At 61.4% G+C, this 16,341-nt stretch carries 14 protein-coding genes; 5 read left to right on the top strand and 9 right to left on the bottom strand.

What is annotated here, in order from left to right; translation table 11 throughout:
- Positions 1-6 precede the first annotated feature (6 nt).
- The 5 genes from BW33_RS12295 to BW33_RS12275 all read left to right on the top strand — a co-directional run bounded on the left by BW33_RS12295 (position 7) and on the right by BW33_RS12275 (position 5,708).
- Positions 7-684, top strand: a complete 678-nt coding sequence (locus BW33_RS12295; RefSeq protein ID WP_047599237.1) for a heavy metal response regulator transcription factor — start codon at positions 7-9, stop codon at positions 682-684.
- Positions 674-2,038 carry a heavy metal sensor histidine kinase gene (locus tag BW33_RS12290; protein ID WP_047599236.1) on the top strand — a complete coding sequence of 455 codons (1,365 nt, stop codon included), beginning with the start codon at positions 674-676 and terminating at the stop codon, positions 2,036-2,038. Before BW33_RS12295 ends, BW33_RS12290 begins: the two co-directional genes overlap by 11 nt.
- Before the next feature lie 287 nt (positions 2,039-2,325).
- Positions 2,326-2,547: a hypothetical protein gene (locus tag BW33_RS12285; protein ID WP_047599235.1), complete on the top strand. Its 222-nt coding sequence runs from the start codon at positions 2,326-2,328 to the stop codon at positions 2,545-2,547.
- Between the two features lie 197 nt (positions 2,548-2,744).
- Complete coding sequence (locus tag BW33_RS12280) at positions 2,745-4,061, top strand: OprD family porin (protein ID WP_047599232.1); 1,317 nt, start codon at positions 2,745-2,747, stop codon at positions 4,059-4,061.
- 141 nt (positions 4,062-4,202) lie between these two features.
- The gene (locus BW33_RS12275; RefSeq protein WP_047599723.1) at positions 4,203-5,708 is read left to right on the top strand and encodes a sensor domain-containing diguanylate cyclase; all 1,506 of its coding nucleotides are present in this window, start codon (positions 4,203-4,205) and stop codon (positions 5,706-5,708) included.
- A gap of 149 nt (positions 5,709-5,857) precedes the next feature.
- Here BW33_RS12275 and lpxC read toward each other — a convergent pair whose 3' ends face one another.
- The 9 genes from lpxC to murD all read right to left on the bottom strand — a co-directional run bounded on the left by lpxC (position 5,858) and on the right by murD (position 16,337).
- Positions 5,858-6,769: a UDP-3-O-acyl-N-acetylglucosamine deacetylase gene (gene lpxC / locus BW33_RS12270; RefSeq protein ID WP_007961638.1), complete on the bottom strand. Its 912-nt coding sequence runs from the start codon at positions 6,767-6,769 to the stop codon at positions 5,858-5,860.
- A 112-nt stretch (positions 6,770-6,881) separates the two neighbouring features.
- Positions 6,882-8,078 (bottom strand): cell division protein FtsZ, encoded by a 1,197-nt coding sequence (gene ftsZ / locus BW33_RS12265; protein WP_047599230.1) that lies wholly within the window; start codon positions 8,076-8,078, stop codon positions 6,882-6,884.
- Positions 8,079-8,146: 68 nt separating this feature from the next.
- Entirely contained in the window at positions 8,147-9,406 is a 1,260-nt protein-coding gene (ftsA, locus tag BW33_RS12260; RefSeq protein ID WP_003228014.1) for a cell division protein FtsA, read from the bottom strand.
- 15 nt (positions 9,407-9,421) lie between these two features.
- Positions 9,422-10,288: a cell division protein FtsQ/DivIB gene (locus tag BW33_RS12255; RefSeq protein ID WP_007961636.1), complete on the bottom strand. Its 867-nt coding sequence runs from the start codon at positions 10,286-10,288 to the stop codon at positions 9,422-9,424.
- A 4-nt stretch (positions 10,289-10,292) separates the two neighbouring features.
- A complete protein-coding gene (locus BW33_RS12250) occupies positions 10,293-11,267 on the bottom strand; it encodes a D-alanine--D-alanine ligase (RefSeq protein ID WP_027612179.1) in 975 nt (324 codons plus the stop codon).
- The gene (murC, locus tag BW33_RS12245) at positions 11,264-12,724 is read right to left on the bottom strand and encodes a UDP-N-acetylmuramate--L-alanine ligase (protein ID WP_047599229.1); all 1,461 of its coding nucleotides are present in this window, start codon (positions 12,722-12,724) and stop codon (positions 11,264-11,266) included. Before murC ends, BW33_RS12250 begins: the two co-directional genes overlap by 4 nt.
- Positions 12,717-13,787: an undecaprenyldiphospho-muramoylpentapeptide beta-N-acetylglucosaminyltransferase gene (murG, locus tag BW33_RS12240; RefSeq protein WP_027612180.1), complete on the bottom strand. Its 1,071-nt coding sequence runs from the start codon at positions 13,785-13,787 to the stop codon at positions 12,717-12,719. The genes murC and murG overlap by 8 nt, the downstream gene beginning before the upstream one ends.
- On the bottom strand, positions 13,777-14,994 hold the full coding sequence (ftsW, locus tag BW33_RS12235) for a putative lipid II flippase FtsW (protein WP_047599228.1): 1,218 nt from the start codon (positions 14,992-14,994) through the stop codon (positions 13,777-13,779). Before ftsW ends, murG begins: the two co-directional genes overlap by 11 nt.
- The gene (gene murD / locus BW33_RS12230) at positions 14,991-16,337 is read right to left on the bottom strand and encodes a UDP-N-acetylmuramoyl-L-alanine--D-glutamate ligase (protein ID WP_047599227.1); all 1,347 of its coding nucleotides are present in this window, start codon (positions 16,335-16,337) and stop codon (positions 14,991-14,993) included. Before murD ends, ftsW begins: the two co-directional genes overlap by 4 nt.
- Positions 16,338-16,341: the final 4 nt, after the last annotated feature.

The raw sequence follows: 16,341 nt of genomic DNA, 5'->3' as shown, positions 1-16,341 counted from the left end.
AGGGTCATGCGCGTTCTGATTATCGAAGACGAGGAAAAAACCGCGGACTATCTGCACCGAGGTCTGACGGAACAGGGTTACACCGTGGATCTGGCCCGCGACGGCGTCGAAGGCCTGCACCTGTCGCTGGAAAGCGACTACGCGGTGATCGTCCTCGACGTGATGCTGCCGGGCCTGGATGGCTTCGGCGTGCTGCGCGCATTGCGTGCGCGCAAGCAGACCCCAGTGATCATGCTCACCGCCCGCGAGCGCGTCGAAGACCGGATCAAGGGTCTGCGTGACGGCGCCGACGATTACCTCGGCAAGCCGTTTTCCTTCCTTGAACTGGTCGCCCGCCTGCAAGCACTGACCCGGCGCAGCGGCGGCCATGAACCGGTGCAAGTGAGCATCGCCGACCTGTGGATTGATCTGATCAGCCGCAAGGCGACCCGCGCCGGCAACCGACTGGACCTGACGGCGAAGGAATTCTCGCTGCTCAGCGTACTGGCGCGCCGGCAAGGTGAAATCCTCTCGAAAACCGCGATTGCCGAGATGGTCTGGGACATCAATTTCGACAGCGACGCGAATGTCGTCGAAGTCGCGATCAAGCGTCTGCGAGCCAAGCTCGACGGGCCATTCGACGAGAAACTGCTGCACACCATTCGCGGCATGGGGTATGTGCTGGAGAGCCGTGGTGTCCAGTAATTCCATCGCGCTGCGCCTGAGTGGCATGTTCACCCTGGTGGCACTGCTGGTGTTTCTGTTGATCGGCGGCGCGCTGTATCAGCAGGTCGACAAGGGCCTGGGCCTGCTGCCGGAAGCCGAGCTGGATGCGCGTTACAGCGTGCTTGAGTCGGCCCTCAACCGGTATGGCACACCCGAGCATTGGGTGAAGATCAATGCCAAGCTCAAGCTGCTCGGCGAGGAAGACAAGCGCATTCGTTTCTGGGTGGTCAGCGGTGATCCCGGTTACGAGTACGGTGCGCCGGACGCCAGGATCCGCGCCTTCGCCCAAGGCCCGACGGGCATGCATGACCTGCAGTTGCCCGAGCATCCTTATCCGCTGAAAGTGCTGCTGACCGAGTTGCCGGCCAAGGATCAACGCCCGCCGCTGCGCTTCATGATCGGCATCAACACCGAGACCTTTCATGAGACTCAACACAACCTGCTGATCGCTCTCGTCAGCCTGGCCATTGTCGGTGTACTGATGGCCTCGGCGCTGGGTTATTGGGTGGCCCGAATTGGTCTGAAGCCACTGATCAAACTGTCCCACGAAGCCCAGCGCCTGGCGCCGCCATTACGGGCCGGACGCCTGCGGATGTCGCCGTTGCCGCCGGAACTGGAACAGTTCGTCGAGTCGTTCAACTCGACGCTGGAGCGGGTCGAACAGGCCTATTCGCGACTGGAATCGTTCAACGCCGATGTCGCCCATGAACTGCGCTCACCATTGACCAACCTGATCGGCCAGACCCAGGTCGCGCTGACGCGCGGGCGCTCCGCCGAACACTATTTCGAAGTGCTGCAATCGAACCTCGAAGAGCTGGAACGCCTGCGTTCGATCATCAACGACATGCTGTTCCTCGCCAGCGCCGACCAGGGCAGCAAGGCGACCAAACTGACGTCCACGTCGCTGGCGGATGAGGTGGCGACGACCCTTGAGTACCTCGATTTCATCCTCGAAGACGCGCAAGTGCAGGTGCACGTCAGTGGCGATGCGCAGGTGCGGATCGAGATCGCGCATCTGCGCCGGGCATTGATCAATCTGCTGAGCAACGCCGTGCAGCACACCGAGCCGGGCAAGGTGATCGAAGTGCACATCGAAGTTGAAGACCATCAGGTCAGCATTGGTGTGGCCAACCCGGGATCGCCGATTGCCAGCGAGCACTTGCCGCGTCTGTTCGAGCGCTTCTACCGAGTCGATGCCTCGCGCAGCAACAGCGGCAACAACCATGGATTGGGGTTGGCGATCGTCAAGGCGATTGCGCTGATGCACGGTGGAGATGTGTTTGTGCGCAGTGATCGGGGGATGAATACTTTCGGCATCCACCTCCCGGTCTAACTGAAAAGCAAAATCCCTGTGGCGAGGGAGCTTGCTCCCGCTCGGCTGCGCAGCAGTCGTAAATCCTGCACACGCAGTTTGTCTGAATGAACGTGATTGCCGGGTTTAGGGCCGCTTCGCAGCCCAGCGGGAGCAAGCTCCCTCGCCACAAGGAATGGCGTTCACCCGTGGTTGATCTTTGCTTCTGCTGTAACAGTCATTTATGAAAATCACGCTGTTTCCCAACGCCCGGCGACCTTATCTTTGCCCGCACCAAACAGCACTTGCCAAGCAAGAAGGTTTTCAAGATGTCCAACAGTATGGGTATTGCCAGCGCTTTCGTTTTGTCCTCGTTGATCCTGTCGCCAATGGCGATGGCTGAAGAATCGCAGTCGTTCGTAGCGCAGAATGCCGCTCGCGCTCACGCCTTCGAACAGTCTCAGGCAGAAGTGATGGTCAAGTCGCAGGACGCCTCGCAAGCCCCTCAAGCCGCCACTTCCCAGGCTCAAGCATCCGAGAAAGACAGCTGAGTCGCGCACCACGAAACCTTTCCCTCGACGCGGTTGTTTGGCTCTTCCCGTTCAACCGTCGTCCTTCCAGGCCGCTGCCTTTCAGCGGCCTTTTTTCGTTGTGGTCTGAAAGCCGTCTGGTTCGTCTGTAAAAAACAAGAAACATCCCGCACCTCAAGACATTGAAGTGTCAGTTGACCCAAGGAGCTCCATCGCAAGTGCGTTACCCAGTCCGCGTCACCCCGCTGTTCATTGCAATTGCCGCAACGATTGCCCCTGTCGCCCATGCCGACGAAGCCGCCAGGGAAGGTTTCGTCGAAGGCTCGAGCCTCAACCTCAACGCTCGCAACTACTACATGAATCGCAACCGTCTGCAGCAGACGGACGACAACATCGAGTGGGGCCAGGGTTTTCTCGGGATCTTCCAGTCGGGTTACACCGAAGGCACGGTCGGCTTCGGCATCGACGCCCACGCCATGCTCGGGCTGAAGCTCGACGGCGGTGGCGGCACCGATGGCTCAAGCATCCTGCCGATCAGCGATGGCAACGGCAAAGCGCCGGGCTCGTTCTCGACCGCGGGCGGCACGTTGAAAATGCGCGCGTTCGATACCGAGCTGAAGGCCGGCGACCTGTTCCTCACCAACCCGGTGATCGCCGGCGGTGAATCGCGCATGCTGCCGCAGACCTTCCGTGGCGTCAGTCTGAACAACCACAGTTTCGACGGCTGGATGATCGAAGGTGGCCAGGCCAGTTTCACCAAGCCGTACAACCAGAGCGGTCGCCAGCGCATCGGCACGTCCTACGGCAAACTCGCGGATGGCGACGTAAGCCGTCACCTGAACTGGGCCGGCGTGTCCTGGAGCGGCGTCGAAGGCCTGACCAGCAACCTGTACGCCGCCGAGCTCAAGGACATCTGGAACCAGTACTACTACGATCTCGACTACACTTGGCAGTTGAACGATCTGGTCAGCCTCAACCCGGGCCTGCACTTCTATCACACGCAGGACACCGGCGACGCGCTGCTGGGTAACATCGACAACAACACCTACAGCCTGCATTTCACCGTCGGCATCGGCAACCACAGCGTCACGGCTGCGTACCAGCGGGTCAACGGCAACACGCCGTTCGACTACATCAGCCAGGGCGACAGCGTTTACCTCGACAACTCGCAGCAGTACTCGGACTTCAACGGCCCGAACGAGCGCTCGTGGAAGCTCAAGTACGCCTACGACTTCGCCGGTCTCGGTCTGCCGGGCCTGACCCCGGCAGTTTCCTATTCGCGTGGCACCGTGGACCTGACCAAGGTCGATCCGGACAGCAAAGGCTATGCCTCGTGGTACAGCGCTGACGGTCGCAACGCCAAACACTGGGAACGCGACCTTGATCTGAAATACGTGGTGCAGAGCGGCCAGGCAAAAGACCTCGCGGTACGCCTGCAATGGGCGACCAACCGGGGTGGCAACGGTTACGGCGCGATTGATACGGATACCGATGAATACCGTGTGATTGTCGACTACCCGATCAACGTCTTCTAAGATCAATCAGTTAACACTGAACCTGTAGGAGCTGCCGGAGGCTGCGATCTTTTGATCTTGTTTTTAAAAAACCAAGATCAAAAGATCGCAGCCTCCGGCAGCTCCTACGCTTATAAGATCCCCCAACCGACAGCCCCCATCATGATCGCGAGCCGTACCCCACCTCTGGCGGGCAAGACCGGACGCCCCGAATTGCTGCTGATCTGCGGCAGTACGCTGACCGTGATCGCAATTCTGTGCATCGTCACTTTTCTGCTGATTCGTGAGCACGCCAACGCTCAGGAAGCGGCCACCCGCAGCGCCACCACCATCGCCCAGTTGATCGACGCCGACGTCCTGCGCACGGTCGAGTTGTACGACCTGACCTTGCAAGGCCTGATCGCCGCCGCCCAGCGCGGCGACTTGCGCGATGTCACCCCGCAGATCCGCCATCTGGCACTGTTCGACCGCTCCACCACCGCACGCTTCAAGGGCGACATCCTGCTGCTCGACAAGCAGGGCGATGTGGTGGCCGACTCATCACGCATCGAACCCAAGCCAGGCAACTTTGCCGACCGCGATTACTTCCTCGCCCATGCCTTCAACCGCGATACCGGCATGTTCATCAGCCGCCCGTTCAAGACCCGCTGCGATTGCGACGAAGCCAATCAATGGCGCATCAGCTTCAGCCGGCGGATCTCCTCGGACACCGGTGAGTTCGCCGGCGTGGCGGTGGCTTCGATGAAGCTCGACTACTTCGATCAGTTGTTCAACAGCCTCGACATCGGCAAAGACAGCACGCTGAACATCATCAACAGCGACGGCGTGCTGCTGGCGCAGAAGCCTTATCTGCAAAGCGACTCCATCGGCAAGAGCTTCGGCAACCGGCCCAACGTGGTGCGAATTCTCGGCGACAAGGATGGCAGTGGCAGTTTCACCAGCACCTCGAGCATGGATCATCAGCAACGGCTCTACACCTATTCTCGGGTCGGCAATCTGCCGCTGACGGTGATGGTCGCGCTCTCCAGTGATGAGGTGTTCGGCACCTGGCGCCGCACCGCGCTGTTGATCAGCGGCGCCACCGGCGTGCTATGCGCCGGGCTGCTATGGCTGACCTGGCTGCTCGCCCGTGAGCTGCGCTTGCGCCAGCGCGCGGAACGCGAACTGGCACAACTGGCGGCCACCGATGCGCTGACCGGCGTGGCCAACCGGCGGATGCTCGATCAGGCTCTGCGCCACGAATGGTTCCGCGCCCAGCGCTCGGGCCAGCCGCTGTCGGTGATGATGATCGACGCCGACCACTTCAAGGCCTTCAACGACCGTCATGGGCATCAGGCCGGTGATCAGGCGCTGCGTGAGCTGGCCAGGGTGATCACCGCGAACGTACGACGACCAGGGGATCTGGTCGCCCGTTACGGCGGCGAAGAGTTCTCGGTGATCCTCGCTGAAACCGACAGTAGCGGCGCCCGGCAGATTGCCGAACATATCCGTCAGGCGGTCGAGCAGATGCCGAGGGTCGAGGGCGCGGACGTGGCGATGACCGTCAGTATCGGTATCAGCACCTGGACGGCAACCGTCGAGATGTCGCTGGAACAACTGCTGTTTGCGGCGGACAAGGCGTTGTATCAAGCCAAGGAGAGCGGGCGCAATCGCGTAGTCAGTTCGTAAGATCAAAAGATCGCAGCCTTCGGCAGCGCCTACGTTTGGAATACATTTCCCTGTAGGAACTGCCGAAGGCTGTGATCTTCTGCTTTTAATTGGGGCATAAAAAAAGGCCATCCGAGGATGGCCTTCAAAAAACTAGAGAGGTTTTTTACTTACACCGCCGCAACCGGGCGCATGTAAGAGATCGGTGCAGTGCTGGCGTCTTCGAACGTCACGACTTCCCACGCATCTGTCTGCTCAATCAACTTGCGCAGCAGCTGGTTGTTCAGTGCATGACCGGACTTGAAGCCTTTGAACTCACCAATCAGGCTGTTACCCAGCAGGTACAGGTCGCCAATCGCATCGAGGATCTTGTGCTTAACGAATTCGTCTTCGTAGCGAAGGCCGTCTTCGTTCAGTACACCATCGGAATCCACCACGATCGCGTTTTCAACGCTGCCGCCGAGTGCGAGGTTGTGCTTGCGCAGGTACTCGATGTCACTCATGAAACCGAAAGTACGGGCGCGGCTGACTTCTTTTACGAACGAAGTGCTGGAAAAATCCACGCTTGCACTTTGGGTGCGGTCCCGGAAAACCGGGTGATCGAAATCGATCTCGAAGCTCACCTTGAACCCTTCGAAAGGGACGAAAGTGGCGCGCTTGTCGCCGTCTTCCACTGTCACTTCACGCAGGATGCGGATGAATTTCTTGGCGGCGTCCTGCTCTTCCAGGCCAGCCGATTGAATCAGGAATACGAACGGTCCAGCGCTGCCATCCATGATCGGGACTTCGGACGCGGAGAGCTCGACGTAGGCGTTATCGATGCCCAGGCCAGCCATGGCCGAGAGCAAGTGCTCTACCGTGTCCACTTTGACGTCGCCATTGATCAGCGTCGTCGACATAGTGGTTTCACCGACGTTTTCCGCGCGGGCAGGAATCTGCACCACAGGGTCGAGGTCAGCGCGACAAAACACAATGCCAGTGTCGACAGGCGCAGGCTTGAGGGTCAGGTAGACCTTCTCCCCGGAGTGCAGGCCTACACCTGTGGCACGGATAATATTTTTCAGTGTGCGTTGTTTAATCATGGCTTGGGCCGCTTCAGCGCAAATTGCGAACTGGTATCAACAAAGGCTGGCGATAATAGCAGACCGAGCCTTTGCTGAACACCAATCACCGTCATAGCCCTGATACATTCCATCAATCGGCCTGACGACGCAGGAATGCCGGGATGTCCAGGTAATCCAGATCGTCCTGCGGGTTCATCTTCGCGGCAGTCGCAGCACCGGCCTGAGCCTGGTTGCGCATGACGGTCGGACGGTCCAGGTCACGGTAGTTCACCGCCGGAGCTTCCTGACGCGCAGGAGCCGGTTGTTGAACCTGAGCGGAAGCCATGGAGGTGTGAACGGTGTTGTCGATGACCTTCACAGGCTTCTCGATTTTCGCGCCCAGACCGGTGGCAACCACGGTGACGTGCAGTTCGTCGCGCATGTCCGGATCGATAACAGTACCGACCTTGACCATCGCGTGCTCCGAAGCGAAGGCTTCGATGATGCTACCCACGTCGGAGTACTCACCCAGGGACAGGTCAGGACCGGCAGTGATGTTCACCAGGATGCCGCGTGCACCTTGCAGGTTCACGTCTTCCAGCAGCGGGTTGCGGATGGCCGCTTCGGTCGCTTCACGTGCACGGTTCGGACCGCTGGCGCAGCCAGTGCCCATCATCGCCATGCCCATTTCGCTCATCACGGTACGCACGTCGGCGAAGTCGACGTTGATCATGCCCGGACGTTTGATGATGTCGGAGATACCGCGAACGGCACCGGCCAGTACGTCGTCAGCCTTGGCGAAAGCCGACAGCAGGCTTGCGTCTTTACCGAGGATGGTCAGCAGCTTCTCGTTCGGAATGGTGATCAACGAGTCGACGCTTTCGGAGAGCATGCGGATGCCTTCGTCGGCGATCTGCATACGCTTGCGGCCTTCGAACGGGAACGGACGGGTCACGACCGCAACGGTCAGGATGCCCATTTCCTTGGCCACTTCAGCGATGATCGGTGCAGCACCGGTACCGGTACCGCCGCCCATGCCAGTGGTGATGAACACCATGTTGGTGCCCTGCAGGACTTCGGCAATGCGCTCACGGTCTTCGAGAGCGGCCTGACGACCTACTTCAGGGTTGGCGCCAGCGCCGAGACCTTTGGTCACGCCGGTGCCCAGTTGCAGGATGGTGCGCGCGCCGATGTTTTTCAGCGCTTGAGCATCGGTGTTGGCGCAGATGAATTCAACGCCTTCGATGTTGCTCTTGACCATGTGGTTGACAGCGTTGCCGCCGCCACCGCCAACACCGATAACCTTGATTACCGGGCTTGCGGGGATGTTGTCTACGAGTTCGAACATTTTCCCTCTCCTTACATTCTCTAGTTTTTTCGCCTACTGCATTTTTGTAGCGGTGTTGCGGTAAAGCTTTAGAAGTTGCCTTGAACCCACTTCTTCAATCGGTCCAGCAACGGCGCCTGTGGCTCATCGTTGCTGTAGCTGTCGCGGCTGCCGATGCCCGAGAACGAGATCCCGTCGGACTGCTTCTGCAGGCCGTACATCAACAAGCCAACGCCAGTGGAATAAATCGGGTTGCGCACCACGTCATCCAGGCCCTTCACGCCATGCGGCACGCCCAGGCGTACTGGCATGTGGAAGATTTCTTCGGCCAGTTCGGTGGCGCCTTCCATCTTCGACGTACCGCCGGTCAGGACGATGCCCGCCGGGATCAGGTCTTCGTAGCCGCTGCGACGCAGCTCGGCCTGGATCAGGGTGAACAGTTCGTCGTAACGCGGCTCGACCACTTCGGCCAGGGCCTGACGCGACAGTTCGCGCGGTGGACGGTCGCCAACGCTCGGCACCTTGATGGTTTCGCCGGCACCGGCCAGTTTGGCCAGGGCGCAGGCGTAGCGGATCTTGATCTCTTCGGCGTACTGGGTCGGGGTGCGCAACGCCATGGCGATGTCGTTGGTCACCTGATCACCGGCAATCGGGATCACCGCGGTGTGGCGGATCGCGCCTTCGGTGAAGATCGCGATGTCGGTGGTGCCGCCGCCGATGTCGACCAGGCACACGCCCAGCTCTTTTTCGTCGTCGGTCAGTACCGAGTAGGCCGAGGCCAGTTGCTCGAGAATGATGTCGTCGATTTCCAGACCGCAGCGACGCACGCATTTTTCAATGTTCTGTGCGGCGTTGACGGCGCAGGTGACCACGTGAACCTTGGCTTCCAGACGGACGCCGGACATGCCCAGTGGCTCGCGAACGCCTTCCTGGTTATCGATCACGTAATCCTGCGGCAGGGTATGCAACACGCGCTGGTCAGCCGGGATCGCCACGGCCTGGGCGGCGTCGAGTACGCGCTCCAGGTCAGCCGAGCTCACTTCGCGGTCACGAATCGCCACGATGCCGTGGGAGTTCAGGCTGCGGATGTGATTGCCGGCCACGCCGACGAACGCCGAGTGAATGCGGCAGCCCGCCATCAGCTGGGCTTCTTCGATCGCGCGCTGGATCGATTGCACGGTGGACTCGATGTTCACCACCACGCCCTTCTTCAGGCCGCGGGACGGGTGAGTACCGATACCGACGATTTCCAGCGTGCCGTCGTCCGCGACCTCGCCTACCAGCGCCACCACCTTGGAGGTGCCGATATCCAGACCGACGATCATTTTGCCGCTTTGCACGTTTGCCATGGGTCCTGCCTCTTCTTAATTCTTTGCGACAGCGGGTTGGGCTGTCGTCGGCGCTACTGGTTCCCGCCAGCCAACAGCGAGGCCGTTGGCGTAGCGCAGATCGATGCGCGCAATGTTCGTAATCTGGTCTTTAAGCGTCTTGTCATAGATGGCAATGAAGCGGCGCATCTTTTCCACCAGGTTGCCGCGTCCCAGCAGCAACTCGATGCCGGGGCCGGAGCTGCCGGCACCGGTGGTCAGGAACCAGCTGCCACGTTCACGCAGTTCCAGGCGCGCGATCGAGAAGCCCAGCGGCCGGAGCATCTGGCTCAGCACCTGATACTGCTGCATCACTTGCTGCTGGGCCCGTTGTGGGCCGAACAGCTGTGGCAGGTGTTCGTAGTTCGCCAACTCCTTTGGCGTGAATGCCTGGCCCTGGTTGTTGAGCAGCGACTCGTCGCCCCAACGGGCCACCGGCAGTTGCTCTTCGAGGCGGATCACCACCTGATCCGGCCACACCCGGCGTACTTCGGCGTGGGCGATCCATGGCATCTGCTCAAGCTCGGTCCGCATGCTGGCCAGATCAATGGTGAAGAAGCTCGACGCCACGTACGGGGCGATTCGCTGCTGCACCGCTTGCTGACTGATGTAGCTCAGGTCGCCCTGCACGGCGATCTTGGTGATCGGCCGGTCGGCGTACGGCAGCAAACGCTGCGCGCCTTCGTAGGTACCGAACCCGAGCGCCACCAGCAGCACCGGCCAGAACAGGCTTTTCAGAAAGCCGAAATTGGCTTTCGGCAGGCGCGCGGACATCGGCTCTTTGGCCACCATTCGGCTGGCACCCCGCGGCACCGGCTTGCGGCCGGGTGCGGGTGGCTGATGTCTGAGATGAGCGCCTTGCATGGTCTTAACCTCGCGCCTCTGTATTACCGGAGCCTTCAACACTGGCGGCCAGAATGGCCAGAACCAGTTGCTGGAAGTCCAGACCGGCAGCACGGGCCGCCATCGGCACCAGACTGTGATCGGTCATGCCCGGTGCGGTGTTCACTTCCAGGAACCAGAACTGCCCGTCGGCGTCCTGCATCACGTCCGCCCTGCCCCAACCGGCAATACCCAGCGCCTCACAGGCCTTGGCCGTGAGATCCATGAGTTCCTGTTCCTTGGCGGCATCCAGCCCGCACGGAATGCGGTACTGGGTATCGTTGGCGATGTACTTGGCGTCGTAGTCGTAGAACGTGTGCGGTGTACCCAGGGCGATAGGAGGCAACACCTGGTCACGCAGGGTGGCGATGGTGAACTCCGGACCTTGAATCCATTGTTCAACCAAGACTTGCGAATCGTAGGTACTGGCCGCTTTCCATGCGTCGATCAACTCGGACGCAGAACTCACTTTGGCCATCCCGATACTTGAACCTTCATGCGCCGGTTTGACGATCAAAGGGAAGCCCAGTTCCGTCGCCGCGGAAATACAATCGGCTTCGCTGCACAGCACGGCGTGACGCGGCGTCGGAATCCCGAGGCTGTGCCAGACCTGCTTGGTGCGCAGTTTGTCCATTGCCAGTGCCGAAGCGAGGATGCCGCTGCCGGTGTACGGAATGCCGGCGCATTCGAGCAGGCCCTGCATCGAGCCGTCTTCACCGCCACGACCGTGGAGAATGATGAACGCGCGGTCGATTTTTTCATTCAGCAGACGCTGCAGAAAATCCTCGCCGACATCGATCCCGAACGCGTCCACGCCCGCGCTTTGCAGCGCGTCGAGCACGGCGTTACCGGATTTCAGCGAAACCTCACGCTCGGCACTCATGCCACCGAACAGCACGGCGACACGGCCGAAGTCTTTCGGCGCGATGGTGGAGAACAGGTTGGCGTAGGCAGCAGTCATTTCAACTTCCCCTCGACCGACGCAGCCACGGCGCCGGCGAACAATTCACTTTTCAACAGCTTCGGCGCGAGACCGCCGATATCACCGGCGCCCTGGCACAGCAGGATGTCGCCGGCACGCAGCAGTGGCTTGACCAGCGGCGCAAGGTCGACACCGCGCTCGATGTAGATCGGGTCGAGCTGACCGCGCTGACGGATGCTGTTGCACAGCTTGCGGCTGTCCGCGCCCGGGATCGGCTCTTCGCCGGCCGGATAGACTTCCATCAGCAACAGCACGTTGGCGTCGGCCAGTACATTGACGAAATCGTCGTACAGGTCACGGGTGCGGCTGTAACGATGCGGCTGGTAGACCATCACCAGACGGCGCTCCGGCCAGCCACCGCGCACGGCTTTGATCACGGCCGCGACTTCGGTCGGGTGGTGACCGTAGTCATCGACCAGCATCACGTTGCCGCCGTCCACCGGCAGTTCGCCGTAGACCTGGAAGCGTCGGCCAACGCCCTGGAACCCGGACAGGCCCTGAACGATGGCTTCGTCGCTGACGCCTTCGTCGCTGGCGATGCAGATGGTCGCCAGCGAGTTGAGCACGTTGTGGTTGCCCGGCATGTTCACCGACACATCGAGCGGCTCGCGATCCGGGCGCAACACGGTGAAGAAGGTCTGCATGCCCTGCTGGCGCACATTGATCGCGCGCACGTCGGCGTCTTCGCTGAAGCCGTAGGTCACGGTCGGACGCTTGACCAGCGGCAGGATTTCACGCACCACCGGATCGTCCAGGCACATCACCGCCAAACCGTAGAACGGCAGGTTGTGCAGGAACTCGACGAAGGTTTTCTTCAGTTTGTTGAAGTCACCGTCGTAGGTCGCCATGTGGTCGGCGTCGATGTTGGTGACCACGGCCACCAGCGGTTGCAGGTGCAGGAAGCTCGCATCGCTTTCATCGGCTTCGGCGATCAGGTAGCGGCTGGTGCCGAGCTGGGCATTGGTGCCCGCCGCATTCAGACGGCCACCGATCACGAAGGTCGGGTCCAGGCCACCGGCCGCGAACACCGAAGCGATCAGGCTGGTGGTGGTGGTTTTGCCATGAGTACCGGCGACGGCGATGCCGTGGCGATAGCGCATCAGCTCGGCGAGCATCTCGGCACGCGGCACCACCGGAATGCGGCGCTCAAGGGCGGTCGCCACTTCCGGGTTGGAGGTGTTGACGGCGCTCGAGACTACCAGCACGTCAGCGTTGGCGGCGTTCTCTGCACGGTGGCCGATATAGATGTGCGCACCGAACGATTCCAGACGCTCGGTCACCGGCGAAGCTTTCAGATCGGAACCGGACACTTCATAGCCCAGGTTCAGCAACACTTCAGCGATGCCGCACATGCCCACGCCGCCGATACCGACGAAGTGGATGCGACGGATGCGGCGCATTTCCGGTTGTGGCATGGCTTTCTGATTCTCAACCATGGGCCACCTCCAGGCAGGTATCGACCACGCTACGGGTGGCATCGGGTTTGGCCAGACGGCGGGCCGCTTGGGCCATTTCTTCGAGTCGTTGCGGTTGCATCAAGACCTCTGTCAGGCGCGCGGCAAGGTCCGCGGCACCAGTCGTTCTTTGCGGCATCACGAAGGCTGCGCCTTCACGGGCCAAATAATCGGCGTTGCGGGTCTGGTGATCGTCGATCGCGTGGGGCAAAGGCACCAGCATCGAGGGCAGACCAACGGCAGCCAGCTCACTGATGGTCAGCGCGCCAGCGCGGCACACCACCAGGTCAGCCCAGCCATAGGCCTGGGCCATGTCTTTGATGAACGGCTGCACCTGCGCATCCACGCCGGCGGCGCGGTAGCGCTCTGCAGTCACTTCATCGTGGTTTTTGCCGGCCTGATGAAACACTTCCGGACGCAAATCGGCAGGGACCTGCGCCAGGGCTTCAGGCAGCAACTTGTTCAACGGTTCTGCGCCCAGGCTTCCGCCGAGGATCAGCAAACGCGCTTTGCGACCGGCCAGAGCCGGTCGCGATGTTTCGAGGAACAGCTCGCTGCGCACCGGGTTTCCGGTGGTACGGCGGGTGTCCGACAGAGTAAAGGTGTCGGGGAACGCTTCACACACCCGAGCGGCGAACGGCACCAGCAACCGATTGGCGGTGCCGGCCACGGCGTTCTGCTCGTGAACGATCACCGGCACACCGGCCAGTTTCGCGGCAATCCCGCCAGGCCCGGTCACATAACCACCGAAGCCGACCACGCAGACCGGACGCAGCTTGCGAATCACCGCCCGCGCCTGCCACACCGACTTGAGCAACATGAACGGTGCCTTGAGCAGCGACAGCTTGCCTTTGCCACGCAACCCCGTGGCATTGATGCGATGCAGTTCAAGACCTGCAGCCGGCACCAGTTCGTTTTCGATCCCGCGTGGCGTGCCGAGCCAGTGCACGGTGTAGCCGCGCGCCTGGAATTCGCGGGCACAGGACAGTGCCGGGAACACGTGGCCACCGGTGCCGCCGGCCATGATCAATACGTTAGCGCCCATGATTCGGCTCCTCGGCGAAGTCGCTCTCATGGAACTCCATCTCTTCACTGCCCAGGTGGGTTCGACTCTCCCACTCGATCCTCAGCAACAAGCCGAGGCAGGCGCAGCAGATCACCAGGGAACTGCCGCCATAACTGAGGAACGGCAGGGTCAGGCCCTTGGTCGGCAGCAGGCCGACGTTCACCCCGATGTTGATCAGGAACTGACCGATCCACAGGAACGACAGACCGTAAGCCACATACGCGGCGAAGAACTGCTTGGCCTTCTCGGCCCACAGACCGATGTACATGCCGCGAATACACACGAAGACGAACAGCGCCACGGTGCACAGCGAACCGACGGCGCCCAGCTCTTCGGCCAGTACCGAGAACACGAAGTCGGTGTGTGCTTCAGGCAGGTAGAACTGTTTCTGCACGCTGTTGCCGAGGCCGACGCCCAGCCACTCACCGCGACCGAAGGCGATCAACGCCTGCGACAACTGATAACCGGCGCCGAACTGGTCGGCCCACGGGTCGGCGAAGTTGGTCAGACGCGCCATACGGTACGGCTGCATCTGAATCAGCAAGACCACGGCCCCGACTGCCAGCACCACCATCAGCGAGAAACGGAACAGCCCGACCCCGCCAAGGAACAGCATCGCTGCCGCAGCCCCCATCATTACCACGGTGGCACCGAAGTCCGGCTCCATCAGCAACAGGCCCGCCATCGGCAGCAACACGATGAACGGCTTGAAAAAGCCCATCCAGCTCTCGCGCACTTCTTTCTGCCGACGCACCAGATAACCGGCGAGGTAGATCACCACGAACACCTTGGCGATCTCGGACGGCTGCACGTTGAAGAAGCTGAAACCGATCCAGCGCATCGATCCGTTCACTTCACGGCCGATCCCCGGGATGATCACCATCACCAGCAGACCGAATGCACCGATCAGCATCATCCAGCCCAGGCGCTGCCAGGTGGCGATCGGAATCATCATGGTAACGATGCAGGCACCCAGGCCCAGCGCCACATAGATGAGGTGGCGAATCATGTAGTACAGCGCGCTGCCCGACTGCGCCGCCGCCACTTCGGTGGAGGCCGAGGCGATCATGATCAGGCCAAGGCCCAGCAGCGCCAGGCAACCGGCGAGCATCGGGAAGTCGAGGTCGATGCCACGGCCGGTGATGATCGGCGACGGGTACGGCTTGATGATATTGCGCAGGCTCATGCCAGATCCTCCACGGCGCGGACGAACTGGTGACCACGGTCTTCGTAATTCTTGAACATGTCGAAACTGGCGCAGGCCGGCGACAGCAGCACCACGTCACCCGGTTGGGCGACCGCGCGGCATTGCTCGACGGCGTCGACCAGCGAACTGGCGCGAATCAGCGGCACGGCGTCACCGATGGCTGCGCCGATCTTGTCCGAATCCCGGCCCATCAGGATCACGGCGCGGCAGTTGGCCGCCACCGGATCGCGCAGGTCGTTGAACTCAGCGCCTTTGCCGTCGCCACCGGCGATCAGCACGACCTTGCCGTCGATGTCCGCACCCAGGCCTTCGATGGCAGCCAGAGCGGCGCCGACGTTGGTGGCCTTGGAATCGTTGTAGTAACCCACGCCGTCCAGATCACGCAGCCACTGGCAGCGGTGTTCAAGACCGGTGAAATTGCGCAGGGCATCGAGCATGGCGTCGAACGGCAGACCCACCGCATGCCCCAGCGCCAGCGCCGCGAGGGCATTGGCCTGGTTGTGCGCGCCGCGTACTTTCAGTTCGCGCACCGGCATCAGGTTCTGGAATTCGAAGGCCAGGTACTTCTCGCCCTCTTCTTCGCGCAGGCCGAAGGCCTTGAAATCCGGTTTGTTCAGGCCAAAGGTCCAGCATGGCTGGCCCTCGCCGATCAGCGGACGGCTGAGTGCATCCTGACGGTTGACCACGAACTGCTTCGCGCCACGGAAGATCCGGTGCTTGGCCAGGTGATACGCCGGCAGGCCGCTGTAGCGGTCCATGTGGTCTTCGCTGATGTTCAGCACGGTGGCCACTTCAGCGTTGAGCTGGTCGGTGGTTTCCAGCTGGAAGCTCGACAGCTCCATCACGTACAGCTCGACGTCATCGCTGAGCAATTCCAGCGCTGGCGTACCGAGGTTACCGCCCACCGCGACGCGTTTGCCGGCCGCAGCCGCCATCTCGCCGACCAGAGTGGTGACGGTACTTTTCGCGTTGGAACCGGTGATGGCCACGATCGGCGCCCGCGCGTTACGCGCGAACAGCTCGATGTCGCCGGCCATTTTCACGCCACGGGCTGCAGCGGCTTGCAGGGCCGGGGTCGCCAGCGCCAGGCCGGGGCTCACGTAGAGCTCGTCGGCACGGCACAGGAATTCGACGTCCAGCTCGCCACAACGCACTTCCACGTGCGGATAGTCACGCTTGAGCGTGGCCAGTTCCGGTGGATTGTCCCGCGTATCGGCGACGGCAAACGACACGCCCCGGTTCGCCAGGAAGCGAACCAGGGACATGCCGCTCTTGCCGAGGCCGACAACGATGCGGAAGTGGTCAGAAGCGATCAGAGACACTCGT

Origin of the sequence: Pseudomonas sp. RIT288 (assembly GCF_000631985.1) — a bacterium.
Lineage (GTDB): Bacteria > Pseudomonadota > Gammaproteobacteria > Pseudomonadales > Pseudomonadaceae > Aquipseudomonas.
Note: the sequence above shows the minus strand (reverse complement) of the source record. Positions and strands in the feature narration are given on the sequence as shown.

Coding starts and splice junctions, on each gene's coding strand:
- BW33_RS12295 (WP_047599237.1), top strand. CDS start 7: ATGCGCGTTCTGATTATCGAAGACGAGGAAAAAACCGCGGACTATCTG.
- BW33_RS12285 (WP_047599235.1), top strand. CDS start 2,326: ATGTCCAACAGTATGGGTATTGCCAGCGCTTTCGTTTTGTCCTCGTTG.
- BW33_RS12275 (WP_047599723.1), top strand. CDS start 4,203: ATGATCGCGAGCCGTACCCCACCTCTGGCGGGCAAGACCGGACGCCCC.
- lpxC (WP_007961638.1), bottom strand. CDS start 6,769: ATGATTAAACAACGCACACTGAAAAATATTATCCGTGCCACAGGTGTA.
- ftsZ (WP_047599230.1), bottom strand. CDS start 8,078: ATGTTCGAACTCGTAGACAACATCCCCGCAAGCCCGGTAATCAAGGTT.
- ftsA (WP_003228014.1), bottom strand. CDS start 9,406: ATGGCAAACGTGCAAAGCGGCAAAATGATCGTCGGTCTGGATATCGGC.
- BW33_RS12255 (WP_007961636.1), bottom strand. CDS start 10,288: ATGCAAGGCGCTCATCTCAGACATCAGCCACCCGCACCCGGCCGCAAG.
- BW33_RS12250 (WP_027612179.1), bottom strand. CDS start 11,267: ATGACTGCTGCCTACGCCAACCTGTTCTCCACCATCGCGCCGAAAGAC.
- murC (WP_047599229.1), bottom strand. CDS start 12,724: ATGGTTGAGAATCAGAAAGCCATGCCACAACCGGAAATGCGCCGCATC.
- murG (WP_027612180.1), bottom strand. CDS start 13,787: ATGGGCGCTAACGTATTGATCATGGCCGGCGGCACCGGTGGCCACGTG.
- ftsW (WP_047599228.1), bottom strand. CDS start 14,994: ATGAGCCTGCGCAATATCATCAAGCCGTACCCGTCGCCGATCATCACC.